Annotated in this window: 14 protein-coding genes; 9 read left to right on the forward strand and 5 right to left on the reverse strand. The window is 69.0% G+C overall.

Annotation, left to right across the window (positions count from 1 at the left end; genetic code table 11):
* Positions 1-16 precede the first annotated feature (16 nt).
* The 8 genes from ABZS29_RS20950 (at position 17) to ABZS29_RS20985 (ending at position 8,278) form a co-directional block, all read left to right on the forward strand.
* A complete protein-coding gene (locus ABZS29_RS20950) occupies positions 17-1,294 on the forward strand; it encodes a hypothetical protein (RefSeq protein WP_355463934.1) in 1,278 nt (425 codons plus the stop codon).
* A 131-nt stretch (positions 1,295-1,425) separates the two neighbouring features.
* Positions 1,426-1,983, forward strand: a complete 558-nt coding sequence (locus ABZS29_RS20955; RefSeq protein ID WP_355463935.1) for a hypothetical protein — start codon at positions 1,426-1,428, stop codon at positions 1,981-1,983.
* 27 nt (positions 1,984-2,010) lie between these two features.
* Complete coding sequence (locus tag ABZS29_RS20960) at positions 2,011-2,853, forward strand: hypothetical protein (RefSeq protein WP_355463936.1); 843 nt, start codon at positions 2,011-2,013, stop codon at positions 2,851-2,853.
* A gap of 9 nt (positions 2,854-2,862) precedes the next feature.
* A complete protein-coding gene (locus tag ABZS29_RS20965) occupies positions 2,863-4,167 on the forward strand; it encodes a hypothetical protein (protein ID WP_355463937.1) in 1,305 nt (434 codons plus the stop codon).
* Between the two features lie 22 nt (positions 4,168-4,189).
* Positions 4,190-5,815: a hypothetical protein gene (locus ABZS29_RS20970; protein WP_355463938.1), complete on the forward strand. Its 1,626-nt coding sequence runs from the start codon at positions 4,190-4,192 to the stop codon at positions 5,813-5,815.
* On the forward strand, positions 5,812-6,867 hold the full coding sequence (locus ABZS29_RS20975) for an aminotransferase class I/II-fold pyridoxal phosphate-dependent enzyme (protein ID WP_355463939.1): 1,056 nt from the start codon (positions 5,812-5,814) through the stop codon (positions 6,865-6,867). The genes ABZS29_RS20970 and ABZS29_RS20975 overlap by 4 nt, the downstream gene beginning before the upstream one ends.
* Complete coding sequence (locus ABZS29_RS20980) at positions 6,864-7,649, forward strand: amidohydrolase family protein (RefSeq protein WP_355463940.1); 786 nt, start codon at positions 6,864-6,866, stop codon at positions 7,647-7,649. The genes ABZS29_RS20975 and ABZS29_RS20980 overlap by 4 nt, the downstream gene beginning before the upstream one ends.
* Complete coding sequence (locus ABZS29_RS20985) at positions 7,646-8,278, forward strand: hypothetical protein (protein ID WP_355463941.1); 633 nt, start codon at positions 7,646-7,648, stop codon at positions 8,276-8,278. Before ABZS29_RS20980 ends, ABZS29_RS20985 begins: the two co-directional genes overlap by 4 nt.
* Here the strand turns inward: ABZS29_RS20985 and ABZS29_RS20990 are convergent.
* The gene (locus tag ABZS29_RS20990; protein ID WP_355463942.1) at positions 8,275-9,621 is read right to left on the reverse strand and encodes a sigma 54-interacting transcriptional regulator; all 1,347 of its coding nucleotides are present in this window, start codon (positions 9,619-9,621) and stop codon (positions 8,275-8,277) included. The genes ABZS29_RS20985 and ABZS29_RS20990 overlap by 4 nt on opposite strands.
* Positions 9,622-9,822: 201 nt before the next feature.
* On the opposite strand from ABZS29_RS20990, the gene ABZS29_RS20995 reads away from it, so the two are divergent.
* The gene (locus ABZS29_RS20995; RefSeq protein WP_355463943.1) at positions 9,823-10,368 is read left to right on the forward strand and encodes a hypothetical protein; all 546 of its coding nucleotides are present in this window, start codon (positions 9,823-9,825) and stop codon (positions 10,366-10,368) included.
* On the opposite strand, the gene ABZS29_RS21000 is transcribed toward ABZS29_RS20995, so the two are convergent.
* The 4 genes from ABZS29_RS21000 to ABZS29_RS21015 all read right to left on the reverse strand — a co-directional run bounded on the left by ABZS29_RS21000 (position 10,310) and on the right by ABZS29_RS21015 (position 13,160).
* Complete coding sequence (locus ABZS29_RS21000) at positions 10,310-10,798, reverse strand: pyridoxamine 5'-phosphate oxidase family protein (RefSeq protein ID WP_355463944.1); 489 nt, start codon at positions 10,796-10,798, stop codon at positions 10,310-10,312. The genes ABZS29_RS20995 and ABZS29_RS21000 overlap by 59 nt on opposite strands.
* A gap of 132 nt (positions 10,799-10,930) precedes the next feature.
* A complete protein-coding gene (locus ABZS29_RS21005) occupies positions 10,931-12,625 on the reverse strand; it encodes a SulP family inorganic anion transporter (RefSeq protein ID WP_355463945.1) in 1,695 nt (564 codons plus the stop codon).
* Positions 12,622-12,969: a metalloregulator ArsR/SmtB family transcription factor gene (locus ABZS29_RS21010; protein WP_355463946.1), complete on the reverse strand. Its 348-nt coding sequence runs from the start codon at positions 12,967-12,969 to the stop codon at positions 12,622-12,624. The genes ABZS29_RS21005 and ABZS29_RS21010 overlap by 4 nt, the downstream gene beginning before the upstream one ends.
* Positions 12,966-13,160 carry a hypothetical protein gene (locus ABZS29_RS21015; RefSeq protein ID WP_355463947.1) on the reverse strand — a complete coding sequence of 65 codons (195 nt, stop codon included), beginning with the start codon at positions 13,158-13,160 and terminating at the stop codon, positions 12,966-12,968. Before ABZS29_RS21015 ends, ABZS29_RS21010 begins: the two co-directional genes overlap by 4 nt.
* Positions 13,161-13,288: the final 128 nt, after the last annotated feature.

Raw genomic sequence — 13,288 nt, forward strand, 5'->3', positions numbered from 1 at the left:
TACCTACTGTTGCAAGGTGGGGTCGCCGGCGGTGGGGCTGGAATTTCGTACTCGGGCCGAGCTGCGCGCTGTGCCGGGATTGCTGCAGGCTCTGCGGTTGGTGCCGCTCGGCCACGAGGCCCTCACCAGTGCCGTCGAGCGCGCGCTCATCGACAATCCGATGCTGGAGCGATCGCCGGCGTCGCCCTGCCCGAGCTGCGGTTGCTATCGCAGCACGAGCAGGTGTCCGCGGTGCGCAGGCCTGCTCCGGTACGACGTTCCTGATCCAGCGGTCATGCCGTTCGACACGTTGGAGGCGGCAGCCGCCTGCGAGGTCAGGTCGGACTGCCGCACTGCGTTGCCGATCGTCATCGCGCACCTGACCGGCCGTGGCCTGCTCGATGCCGAGCCAGAACGCCTTGCGGTGCTGCACAATCTCGCTCCCAGCCTGGTGGCCGAGGCGATTCGGGCGATCAAGGTGGCCGGTCCGGTTGGAGTCGCGGAAACCTCGGTTGGCGACCTGTTGCTCGTGCAGGCTCGCGAACTCGTGGCGACTGGCGACGCCGAGTCATGGTTCGTCGAGTTGGTCAGGAATCATCTGCAGGCCGTCGCCGGCGATGACGTGGCGGCCGTCGTACAGGCTTTGCGGATCTCACCGGAGGCGGTGCGCGCAGGGTTTCGGCTGGTGCGCACTCGATTGCGGCCGATGGTCGGTGTCGAGGTTGCCGAGCGATCGCCCGAGCCGGCTGGATTCCCGGACGTATTCGTCGATCGCACGCTGGCGGGCGGTCTCGCGGTCGAGGTTCCGGACAGCGCCTGGTTCGGTTTGCGCGTGGCCGATGTGCAGCCCGCGGTGCGCGCAGATGCGGCCGCGTCGGATTGGCTTGCCGACCACGAACGAGCCGCTCAGGGTCTGCTGCGCCAGATCGATATCCGAAGCGGCGTGCTCCGGCGGGTGGCGACGTACCTGGTCAATCGTCAGACCGGCTATTTCGAGCGAGGTGTGGCGGCGCATGTCCCGCTCACCCGGACTGCCGTCGCGCACGAGCTGGGGCTGCATCCGTCGACGGTCAGCCGCTGCGTTACCGGCAAGACGGTACGGCGTCCCGACGGCAAGCTGATCGCACTCGCGGATCTGCTCGGTGGTGCCGTGGCGATCAAGGCCCGGCTCGTGGAGTTGGCAACCACTGGCCGGTTCAGCGATGCCCAGCTGTGTCGAGCACTCGCAGACGGCGGGCACGTCGTCGCTCGCCGGACGGTTGCGAAGTACCGGGCCGAGCTGGGCATCGCCGCTGGTGGACTGCGCCGAAGCTGACTTCGCCCGCGCGGAGTTGGCCGGGCGCCGGAACGAAGGGCGCTTCGGTTGCTCCCGCCTGCCTGCGCTCCACGGAGTTGGCACGAATTGTGCAGTAGGTGAGGTGAGTCCACGCGGAGAAGGAGACCTCCATGCACGACATCGACCGGGCGCTGTTCGAGTCCGAAGCCTTCGGCGAAGGCGAGCACGACGAGTACCAGGAGTTCGGGCAGCCACCGGAACGTGAACTGGCGCTGGCCTCGGAACTGCTGGAGATCACGACCGAGGCGGAGCTCGACCGGTTCCTCGGCAAGTTGCTCAGCGGCGCACTCACCGCGGCCCGCGGCTTCGCCGGATCCGATGCCGGCAAGGCGGTTGGCGGCGTACTGAAATCGGTCGCGAAGCAGGCTCTGCCGCACCTGGGACAGGCGGTCGGCAAGCTCGGGCTGCAGACGGAAGGTCTGTCCGCGGAGGACGAGGAGTACGAGGTCGCTCGGGCCTTCGTCCGATTCGCCGACGAGACCGCCGACCGGGTAGCCGAAGCGGCCCCTGGTCAGCCGCTCGGTCAGGTCGCCCAGCAGGCCGCCGCCGCGGCCGCGCAGCGACACCTTCCCGGGCTGATCCGGCCCCCGGGACCAGCGGGCCACGGCCACGGCAGGGAGGGCCGCTGGGTCCGGCGTGGCAATCGAATCATCGTGTTCGACGCATGAGACAGCCGACAACGGAAGGAAACCGGCATGTACGAGACGGCGTTTGAGATCCCGGGGGAGAGCTACGAGTACTCCGGCGAGGCCGAGTCCGAGTGGGAAGCGGGCGAGAGCCAGGAGAGCGAAGCCGAGGCGATGGAGGCGGAGCTCGTCCAGGAACTGATGGAGATCACCACCGAGGCGGAGCTCGACCAGTTCCTCGGCAAGCTGGCCAGCAGTGTGATGAAAGGGGCGTCGGCGTTCATCAAGTCGCCGATCGGCAAGGCGCTCGGCGGCGTACTGAAGAATGTCGCCAAGACCGCCTTGCCCGCTGTCGGTGGCGCCCTCGGTTCGCTGGTCCTGCCCGGTGCGGGCACCGCGATCGGCGCCAAGCTGGGCTCGATGGCGGGTGGCCTGCTCGAGGCGCAGGAAGCCGAAGCGATGGGCGAGGTCGAGGCCGAGTGGGAGGCGGCGAGCCGCTATGTCCGCTTCGCGCGCGGCGCGTACGCCAATGCCTCGCGGGCACCGCGCAACGTGCCGACCAGGGCAGTTGTCCGGGCCGCCGGCATCAGCGCCGCGAGGCGCTATGCCCCCAGCCTGCTCACGTCCGATCAGGGCATGTCGCCCTGGCGGTCGCGGCGCCGGTCGAGTGGCCGGTCCCGGCGTCCGTTCCAGTACGCCGAGCCCGTGCCCTGGTACGGCGGTGGCGACTACTCGGGAGGCGACTACGGCGACGAACCCGACCAATGGTGGCACGGAGACGACTACGAATCCGGCGAGTCGGAAGCGGGCGGAATGCAGACCCGGCAGCCCAGCAGTGCTTCCGGCAGCTCACGGGCGACGTCCGGCCGGTGGGTCCGGCGCGGTAACCGCATTGTCCTGCTGGGTGCCTGAGAGCATCTGATGGCCGCCCCCGGAGAACTGGCGACCCGCCTGCTCGAACACGAGGCGCGCGGGCTACTGGCCCGTCTGGACCAGGTACGGCCGTTCGCTCTGCACGAGACGATGGTGCTCGCCGCCGCCCTGCCGTACGAGGCGCAGCTGGCGATCGAGCGCTTCCTGCACGCCGGCCGCACCCGGCTGCGGGAGAAGGTTCGGGCCTATCTCGACTGGCTCCACGGGCGGGGGAGCGGTGCGGGTGCGGCGGAGCAGCAGCGCCGCTTCGTCCTGATCCGGCTGGGCTTCAACGACGTGCTGTCCCAGTTCGACCTGTTCACCGAGGTGATCACCCAACGCAGCGAGCACGAGACGGGTGTCTGGCTCTCGGGTCTCGACACGCTGGCCCGCGACGCGCTGCGACTCGACCTGGACGGCTACGAGCCGGACCCGGCCGTCTGCTATCTCGCGAGAGGTCCGGGTGCGGCGATCCGACGGGCCCGCACGCGGTTGCCCGGCGGTGCGTCGAACCCGGTCGCGATCATCCGCGTACCCCGGGAACGAATGGTCGGCAGCGGTATCGCCAGCTCGCTCGTCCACGAGGTGGGGCATCAGGGCGCCGCCCAACTGAAGTTGGTGGAGTCGCTCCGGGCCGACCTGGTCCGGGCGGCGCGTCAGGACCCGAAGGGGTGCTGGCCGACCTGGAACCACTGGATCAGCGAGATCGTCGCGGACTGCTGGTCGGTCGGGAAGCTCGGAATCACCTCGACCGTCGGCCTGCTCGCGGTCGTCAGCCTGCCGTCCTTCTTCGTCTTCCGTCCGTCCGGCGGTGATCCGCATCCGGTTCCCTATCTACGGGTTCTGCTCAGTGCGGCCATCGGCGAGGCCATCTATCCCGCCCCGCAGTGGGCAGCGATGCGGCAGACCTGGAAGCAGCTCTATCCGACCGGCGAGTTGCCGGCTGAGCGGCGTACCGAACTGGAGCGGCTCGAGGCCTCGATCCCGGACTTCGTCCAGCTTCTGCTGACCCACCGCTCGCCGGCCCTGCAAGGTCAGCGGCTCGGTGACATCTGGCCGGATCAGGAACGCCGGCCGGCCCGGCTGCTCCGGCTGCACCACGACTGGCGCGGTGATCTCGCGGTGATGGCGCGGCAACCGCCGACGCTGGTCTTCGCGGTCATCGGCCAGGCGAAGATCGCCGACCTGATCAGCCCGGAAGCCGAGAGCCGCGTGCTGTCGGCCCTGCTCAAGGCGTGGGCGGTCCGCAGCAGTCTCGACGTCGTCCAGCGCTCTCACCCCAACCACGCAGCGTCCGTACGGCGGGCGTCGTAGGACCAATCGAAAGGACACGACCGTGCAAGTTTCGTGGACACCGGATCCGATCCGGGCCGGCCAGGTGGCCGTGCTGAGGATCTTGCTCGACGACATCGACCCGACCGGCAGGTACCGGTTCACGTTCACCGGCCTGTCGTCCGGCGAGGAGCCGTTCGGCGGCACCAGTCATGAGATCGAGCAGAAGATGGAGCTGGGCAACGACTTCGAGCCTGAGATCCGCTTCCTGACCGAGGGCGCCAAGACGCTCACCGCCGTCAAGACGGCCACCCCCAAACTCCATCAGACCGATGTGGAGGTCGCGACCGTTTCCATCGGCGTACTGGCTGCTGCGGTGCCGCAGGTGCCGACCCAGACCGTCGCGCTGGTGGCCGGGGATCCGCCGCAGAGCGAGGACGAGGTGCTCTGGAGCTTCATCCGCGAACTCACTCAGCAGTTGCGGTTCGAGGAGTTCCACGAGTTCGTCCAGCCCAAGCTCACCGGTCTGTCCGGGCCGGAGTGGTTCGGGACCGATGCGTACCGCCGGCTGTTCCGGGCCGCCGAGACCTTCGTCGAGGCCGCCGCCGATCCGCTGCGCGCGATCGAGCGGAAGCGGCTGCTGAAGCACGAGATCTCGGAGAGCACCGTCACCGGCGGTCTCGCGCGTTCTTACGTCAGCAGCGAGCGCGACGATCTGGCTCAGCCGTTCCTGCGCTTCGCAGCCGACGTACCGGTCCGCAGCGGTCCTGTGATCGGCCGCGCCGGTACCGCCGCGACGGCGGCACAGTTCCCGCTGCCGAACGTCCCGTTCGTCGAGCTGATCTGGAACTACTGGCACGAGGAGGGCGGCCTCGTGCAGACGATGAACCACATCCTGGCCCGGTTCCAGAACCGCCGGATCGGTCCCCGGTACGACGCCTTGGCGCGCTTCGACCTGAATCCGTTGTTGCCGCTGCGCAACCTGCTGTGGGGCTTCACCGAGGACGAGCAGAGTCGGCTGACGGTGCGCCGGCGCGCGGCGGAGTACATGGTGCAGTACGGGCTGCCGCTGGTCGGCCGGGCAGTACCGCCGTCGCACACGATGGTGGATCGGCGAACGCAGTTCCTCGAGGGCTTCCACGCGCTGCTGCACGCGGCTCACGAGTTCTTCAAGGAACGTGACGACAAGACCGTCGACGCCGACGCGTTCCCGTTGCTGAGCAGCTTGCGCGAGGTCCATCTCGTCCTCGCCCATGGCGCGCACAACCAGTTCGCGGACCTTCCGCTGGTGGCCCGCGCGGAGATGCTGACCATGCAGTGGATCCTCGCGCAGCCGGAGATGCGGGAGTTCCTCGGCGGGCCGACGATGGTCCCGTACGAGGAGGACTGGATGGATCGGGTCGACACGATGAAGAACATCCAGGGCTGGCCCGAGGCGAGCATCACGCACTTCTTCGAGCTGGCCGTCCACGGTGAGCAGATCCTGTTGTCCATCCGGCACGGCCGCTGGAACGAGTCGAGCCGCACCCGTGAGGACGCGTCCAACTGGGCGTTGACGTGGCGCAACGAGATCCAGCGCTACATCCACGCCTACCGCACGGTCACCGGAGTCGATCTGGCGACGACGGTCGACGCGACCATGCCCTCGGTACTGCTGGCTCGCCGCGGCCGCCAGGTCCGTCGGGCGTGACCGGTCATGCCGTCGACTTCACGTCGTCGCTGTTCCTGGGCCTGCATCACGGCAGCGACTCGCTGCCGTCCTGGGGCTCGCTCACGACCGGCGTCCCCGCAGTCCTCGGTACGACGACCTCCGCGCACCGCATCGCGGAGACCGTCGCAGCCGCGCAGGGTGCGCAAGCCGGTGTGGTCGGCCGCTCGGCCATGCACGCACTGATGGATGTGATGGGGATGTTTCCGCAACGCCGAGACGTCGTCGCGATCGACGCCTCGGCCTATCCGATCGCGCGGTGGGCCGCGCTGCGGGCAGCAGCCAACGGAGCGGTGCTTCGCAGCTATCCGCACCACCGCCCGGACTCGATCGCAGCCGAGCCGGGTCGTCGGTTGTTCGTGCTGACCGACGGGTGGTGTCCGGGCTGCAATCGGCCGGCTCCGCTACCGCAGTTGCAACGACTTGCCGCCGAGACGGGCGGTGCGCTGATCGTCGACGACTCGCTGGCGTACGGCGTACTGGGGAACAGGATGGAGGGCGACCCGTTCGGTGATGGGGCCGGGACATCGGCGTGGTTCGGGCTGGATCCCGCAGGGATTGTCTGGGTCGCTTCGCTGGCCAAGGCGTACGGCGCACCGCTGGCCATGACGACGGGGGACCGGACGCCGATCGGGCGGCTCGCGGTGGAGGGCGGGCACCGCGTGCACAGCAGCCCACCGTCAGCGGCGGATCTCGCGGCCGCGACCATGGCTCTGCGCGATCCGGCCGGCAACCGTGCCCGACGTTCCCGGCTGCGGGCGAACGTACTCCGGTTGCGCGATCACTTGGCCGAGCTCGATCTGGCCGTGAACGGTCTGCCGTTTCCGGTCGTCAGCATCAGGGTGCCGGCACCGACCGCGACCAGGTGGTGGACCCACCTTCGGTCTCACGGCATCCACGCCGTACTGCAGCCGTCGCGGTGCCGTGGTGGCCTGATGCTGACTGTTCTCGTGCGCACCGATCACTCGTACGGCGATCTCGATCGGCTCACCGCGGCGTTGCGAGGGCTCGCCGGCCGGCGGGGTGCGGCATGAGACGCCCGCTGATCATCGACGCGCACTGTCACGCCGGTCTGGGCGACGGGCTCACCGGGCCCTGGGACACCAACGCCTCGCTCGACAGCTATCGCAAGCGAGCGCGGGAGGCCGGGATCGACCGGACAGTGTTGCTGGCGCCGCTCACCTCGGACTACTCGCTGGCGAACCGTGCGGTCGGCCGGATGGTGCAGGCCGAACCATCGCGGTACTTCGGCTTCGCCTTCGTCAACCCGGTCGCCGATCGGGGCCGGATCGCCGACCTCGTCGACGAGGCGCGAGGGTGGGGCGCTTGCGGTATCAAGGTGCACTGGCGGGACGGGCGGATCACCCGGGAGATCGCCGAGACCGCACGTCGCCGGAACCTCCCGATCCTGTACGACCCCGCCGGAGACACGGCGACGGTGGAGATGGCCGCGACCGCCTATCCGGAGGTCGCGTGGATCATTCCGCACCTGTCGTCGTTCGCGGACGACTGGAAGGCGCAGATCGCGTTCGTCGATCAGCTTGTCCGGTTGCCGAATCTCTTCACGGACACGGCCGGCGTGCGGTACTTCGACGTACTGGCCGATGCCGTTGCCCGCGCCGGACCGGGCAAGGTGCTGTTCGGATCCGACGGCCCGTTCCTGCATCCGGCGGTCGAGCTGAGCAAGATCAAGGCCCTGCACCTCGCGGTCCCGGACGCCGCTCTGATTCTCGGCGGGAATCTGCTCCGCCTGACCCGGACCGCTCGCCGCGCGTTTCGTTCACTGCCAAGCCGAACCCGGAGGTCATCACGATGAGTATCGCGACAGCGGAATCCGAGGCACGGAACTGGGCGACGGATCTCGTCCCAGCTGCGCCGCCTCGCGGGCAGGCCCATGCCAAGCTGGTGCTGGACAAGCCAGGCTTCGTGGAGATCAAGCCACACACCCGAAGCGGGATCCGGTCCGGCCTGACGCAGCTCGCGCGCCGGCTGAAGAAGGCCAACCTCACCTGTGGTGTGCTGGCGACCTACCTCGGCGTCGGTCCCGGGGCCGCGCCGGTCAAGAAGGGCAAGGCGCGGTTCGTGCGGATCTACGCCGTACTCGTGGATCTGACGGTCACGCCGACTCCCACCGTGCTGCAGTACAGCCGCCCGGCCCAGTGGCACTACCTCGGTCTGGCGCCGCTGCCGGACAAGCTCGAGCACCCTCCGGTCGACCATGCGCCGGCGTTCGGCTGGGCCGTCGAGCCGGTCGTGCAGCGGCAGGTCATGAACATCGTGACGCTGAAGACGCCGAAGAAGACCTGGACGCCGCTGGGCGGACCCGGACACGCTCCCGACCTCATGTACACCGAACTCGCCGACTTCTATCGCGAGCTGGCCAACGAACTTCGCGACCCCTTGTACGCCGAACTGGCCGCCGAGCTGGAGGCGATGGCTGCTTAGGAATCGTCCGCGGTGGTGCGGCCCTTGGCCCGCCGAAGCTGCAACGCGCGATCGGTGACGCCCAGCCGTTGCGCCGCGGCGCGGATGCTACCGCCGGAATCCTCGACTGCCGCGGTCACGGCGAGATCGGCCACGAGGTCGCGCACTTCCCGGAGCGTCCTGCCTTGCCGCAGCTCGTGCCTGATCGCGTCCATCAGCGTCGGCGCCGAGTCATCGGTTGTACCGTCCGCCGGCAGCAGCGGCCGGTCGTCGGGCGGGAGATCTCCGGGAGTGACCGGGCCCGGACCGACGTGCCGGGATGCCACTCGATGTGCGAGCTGCCGGAGATCACGCAGATTGCCGGGGTAGGTGCGACGCCGCAGAGCCGCCTCCACTTCGGGAGTGACCTCGGCCGGCTCGGCATCTCCTTGCGCCTCGGACAGGAAGCTGCGGAACAACGGGATCAGGTCGCCGGGCCGGTCCCGCAGCGGCGGCAGCCGTACGACGTACGCGGCGATCCGGTAGTAGAGGTCGGCCCGGAACCGGCCGGCCGTGACGTCGTCCTCGAGGACGCGGTTCGTCGCGCAGATCAACCGGAATCTGGTGCGCTGCCAGGTGTCGGCGCCGACGCGTTTGTACATGCCTTCCTGGACGACCCGCAGCAGTTCGGGTTGCAGTTCCAGGGGCAGCTCGCCGACTTCGTCGAGCATGAGCGTTCCGCCGTTGGCAGCGGCGCAGGCCCCGGTCCGCACGCTCACAGCGCCCGTGAACGCGCCACGCTCGTGGCCGAACAGTTCCGACCCCGACAGGTTCGGGACAATCGTCGTACAGTCGACGACCACGAGGTGACCCGATCGGCCGGCGGCACTGACAGCATGCGCGACTCTCGCGGCGAGTTCCTTCCCGGTGCCGGTCTCACCGGTGATCAGGATCGGACCCGTGCCGAATCTGGCGGCCGTGACGAGGTCTCGCAGCGCCCGCCGCAGCGCCGGGCTGGTGCCCCGGATCATGTCGGCGACAGGTGCCGACTCGACGACGTTCTCCACCTCGACGAGTCGTGCGAGACGAGCCATGATCGGTCGCGGGTCGTCGTGCCAGATCATCAGATCCGTCGCACCGTGCGCCAGCAGCGACCAGGCTTCGAGGCGATGGTCTGCTTCGGACACGACGATCACATGCGCGTTGGCCGACGCCGCCGCGACCAGCGTCTGCTCGAGTGCCGACGAGGAGGCCGAGCACACGATGACGCCGGTGAGCTCGGGCTGCGGCGCCGTGACGAGTCGCATGTCGGCGCGCGCCCGGCAGATCGCACGCGCGATGGCCTTGGTCCGTGTACCAACGCCCAGGTCGAGCACCCATGTCATCAGATCCCCCGGGAGAACCCCGTTAGGACACGGAACCATCCTCCCCACCGGCGAACGCCGGCAACCCGCCCCCTGCTTCGAGAATAGGCGGGAGAAGGCCGTCGTACTAGGGACGAAAGACCCTGGTGGACGCTGCGAACGAGCGTCGAGACTGAGTTCCCCACGCATCCGACGACGTAGCAGCGTCACCAGGGGGTCTCCATGACCGGTTTGTCAGCTCTCGAACGAATCCGCCTCGAAGACCTGCTCGGCGAGCCGTTGCTCGCTCCCGACCCGCTGATCGACATCAGGCAAGCAGCCACGGTCCTCGGTCTCACGGCGGCCGCCGTACGCGGGCTGATGCGGTCCGGCGCCCTGCCCCGCAACGACCGCCCCGACGGCCAGCTGTCCACTCGGCTGTTGCGGCTGTCGGATGTCCTGGCCTGGGCGAAGTCCCCGTCGCGAATCACCGTGGCCGAGGCCGCCACGATCCTCGGCGAGTCGACCACCGCGGTCCACCGCTTCACGGCCTGCCACCTGCTCACCTGGTACGGCGGTTCGCTCCCGCTCCGCCGCAGCGACGTCGAGACCCTCAAGGCCCGCCGCGACAACTGGCTCACCCTGGCCCAGGCCTCCGACGCCCTCCGGGTAACCCCAGAAGAAGTCCACAGCCTGCTGGCCACCCGAGCCCTCGTCCACACCACCGACGTCAGCCGCCCAGTAGACCGCGCCCAACTGCCGGCACACCGTGATGCATCCGTGTCCTAGGTCGCTGGGCCCATGGCAGCAGGCGTCGGCCGTGCAGCGATTCGACGCCGAGCCGGACGAGACTGGGCTCGTCCATCGGCAGCCACGAATGAATCGGCACGGTACGGCGGAGATCCGTGGCCTCGTCGGCGCTGACGACGGACAGATGCCCGATCGCCGTCACGGTCCAGCCGGTGTGCAGTTCGCTGTCGACGTCGTCGGCCTCGAAGGCCACCACGTCACCGCGCTCAGCAGCGGAGAACTTTTCGCCTCGGCCGGTACTGAAGACGATGGTGTCGTCGGCGAGTGCGAAGTTGACCAGCCGCACCGCCGGCAGTCCGCCGAGGGTGTAGACGAGCCGCCCGAGCGCGACCGACCGAAGCAATCGCAAGCACTCCGCCGGGCTGAGGATCTCCAGCCGGGAGTGGTCGAACTGCGGCGCCGCGGTCATCACGGTCTCCGTTCTCGTGGACTTCCAGCTACGATCGCGCGCTGAACCAGGCCCGCAGTAGGGCCGAAAGTCCCTGACTTCGAGGACGCTGCACACCGTCACAGTTTGACGACGGCGTGGCGTTGCCGACTGCTACTGAAGGACGTCGTTGTCGCGGAGGATGCCGCGCTGGTGGAGGTGCGCGCGTGCCGACTCGATGGCTTCGGGCGTGCTGGGAAAGACGCGGCCCTCGGCGCGCAGGTGCTTGATCACATCGAGGGCGTCGAGGGGCCGGTGGTGGCCGGGTCGGATGCCGGAGACGAGGACGGTAATGCCGCGGTGCTGGAGCTTCTCGATGGCGTCCTTGAGGACGAGAGCACCACTGGCATCGATCGCGCTGACCGCTGACATCCGAAGGATGATGACGGAGACGTGGGCGACCTCGGACAGCTCCAGCAGGAACCGATGGGCGGCGAACAGCAACGGTCCTTCGATGCGGTAGGCAACGATGTGCTCGTCCAGGAGCGACCGTTCCTCCTCGGTGTGGTCACCCGGCAGATCGTGGTCGAGCGGCACCTGCTGCAAGCGCGCACTGCGGGCGACGGCGCGCAGCGCGAGCGCGCCCGCGACGACGAGTCCCAGGATCACGGCCTTGACCAGGTCGAGCGCGAGGGTTGCGATGGCAGTGAGGGCGAGCACGATCGCATCCGATCGGGTGGCTCGCGCCATCGCCCGGATCGAGCCCACCTCGATCATCCGTACGGCGGTGGCCAGCAGAACACCCGCCAACGCACACAACGGGATCCGCCCGACCAGAGGTGCGGCCGTGTAGACGATCGCCGCGAGCAGAGCGGCGTGGACGAGCGCTGCCAGCCGCGAGCCGGCTCCGGACCGGACGTTGACGGCGGTCCGGGCGATCGCGCCCGTGGCTGGCACGCCTCCGAACAAAGGCGTGACCAGATTGGCGAGGCCCTGGCCGAACAGTTCGCGGTCGGGGTCGTGCTTATGGTTGACGCCCATCCCGTCGGCGACCGCTGCGGACAGCAGGGATTCCAGCGCAGCCAGTACGGCGACGGCGACGGCCGGACCGGCCAGTGTCCACAGCGTCGACAGGTCGAGGAACGCCAGCGACGGAGCCGCGAGGCCGGACGGCAGCTCGCCGATCTGCTGCACGTCGAGTCCCGCGGCGTCGGCGAGAACGGTGGCCGCGACGACAGCCAGAATCGAGAACGGTACGGTCGGCCGGATCCTGGCGCCGACAAGGATGAGCGCGGCCACCCCGGCTGTGATCGCGGCCGCGGTCCAATGCGGGTGCGCGGCGAACGAGGCAACAGCGCGGGCGGCGACCACGGCAACCTGGTCGCTGTCGGCCGGGGCGACGCCGAGTGCGGAGGGCAACTGCTGCAGCCCGATCACGCACGCGATGCCGAGCGTGAATCCCTCCACGACCGACGCGGGGACGTAGGCCATGTACCGGCCGGCGCGAGCGATCGCCAGACCGACGAGGATCAGACCGGCCAGCAAACCAACAGCCAGTACGCCGTCCGCGCCGTGGGCATGCACGATCGGTACCAGCACCACCGTCATGGCGCCCGTCGGTCCCGACACCTGCAGGCCCGATCCGCCGAAGACGGCAGCCAACGCACCAGCGATGACCGCGGTGGTCAGCCCGGCCGCAGCGCCGAGCCCGGACGAGATGCCGAAACCCAGCGCGAGGGGAAGCGCGACGATCGCGACCGTGAGTCCGGCCACCAGATCTCGTCTCGGCCGACGCAGCATCGCCGCAAGATCGTCGCGGGCGGGGAGCAGGGCGAGCGCCCGCTGCCGGACGTCAGAGGCCGTGCTCATCGGTTGACGGCCTCGGCCTCTCGCAACTCGGCCAGCAGTTCATTCTGACCGACCAGCAACTCGGTCAGGATGCGGCGCGCGGTCCGCATCAGCTCCGCGATGTCACCACCGGCGATCTCGTAGACCACGCTCGACGCCTCGCGCCGCGACACCACGATCCCGTAGCGGCGCAGTACGGCGAGTTGCTGCGACAGGCTCGAGGCTTCGATGCCGATCTCGGCCAGCAGATCACGCACCGGCCGGGGACCGTCCTGGAGAAGTTCGAGCACCCGGATCCGGACCGGATGCCCGAGCACCCGGAAGAACTCCGCCTTCGCCTGATACAGCGGAACCGGGGCCGTCACCGCTCGAGCACCCGGTCGGCATCGTCACCGAGCTCGATCCCGTGCTCCATCGCCAGCCGCAGCATGCTGTCGAGCTCGCCGAGCCGCACGTCGGCGGCGTACAGGTCGTCGTCGGCCTTGGCCTCGGCCAGCGCCTGCCGGGCCTCGAACACCCGGCGTCGCAGATCGGTGGCGAATTCTCCGCTGTCCATCAGGCCTCCGCCCAGCCAAGGTTCCGCCGTCCAGAACCTGGTGACTTCATCATTTAGCGAATTGAAGAAATATGCAAGTCGTCATCAGCCCGGAGCGCGCAGGCCGAAAGGCCCGGCCGGAAGCGCCA

The organism is Kribbella sp. NPDC005582, assembly GCF_040605415.1.
Taxonomy (GTDB): Bacteria; Actinomycetota; Actinomycetes; order Propionibacteriales; family Kribbellaceae; genus Kribbella.

Bases quoted from the DNA above. Each gene is read 5' to 3' on its own strand.
- ABZS29_RS20955 (WP_355463935.1), top strand. From the start codon at position 1,426: ATGCACGACATCGACCGGGCGCTGTTCGAGTCCGAAGCCTTCGGCGAA.
- ABZS29_RS20960 (WP_355463936.1), top strand. From the start codon at position 2,011: ATGTACGAGACGGCGTTTGAGATCCCGGGGGAGAGCTACGAGTACTCC.
- ABZS29_RS20965 (WP_355463937.1), top strand. From the start codon at position 2,863: ATGGCCGCCCCCGGAGAACTGGCGACCCGCCTGCTCGAACACGAGGCG.
- ABZS29_RS20980 (WP_355463940.1), top strand. From the start codon at position 6,864: ATGAGACGCCCGCTGATCATCGACGCGCACTGTCACGCCGGTCTGGGC.
- ABZS29_RS20985 (WP_355463941.1), top strand. From the start codon at position 7,646: ATGAGTATCGCGACAGCGGAATCCGAGGCACGGAACTGGGCGACGGAT.
- ABZS29_RS20990 (WP_355463942.1), bottom strand. From the start codon at position 9,621: ATGACATGGGTGCTCGACCTGGGCGTTGGTACACGGACCAAGGCCATC.
- ABZS29_RS20995 (WP_355463943.1), top strand. From the start codon at position 9,823: ATGACCGGTTTGTCAGCTCTCGAACGAATCCGCCTCGAAGACCTGCTC.
- ABZS29_RS21000 (WP_355463944.1), bottom strand. From the start codon at position 10,798: ATGACCGCGGCGCCGCAGTTCGACCACTCCCGGCTGGAGATCCTCAGC.
- ABZS29_RS21005 (WP_355463945.1), bottom strand. From the start codon at position 12,625: ATGAGCACGGCCTCTGACGTCCGGCAGCGGGCGCTCGCCCTGCTCCCC.
- ABZS29_RS21015 (WP_355463947.1), bottom strand. From the start codon at position 13,160: ATGGACAGCGGAGAATTCGCCACCGATCTGCGACGCCGGGTGTTCGAG.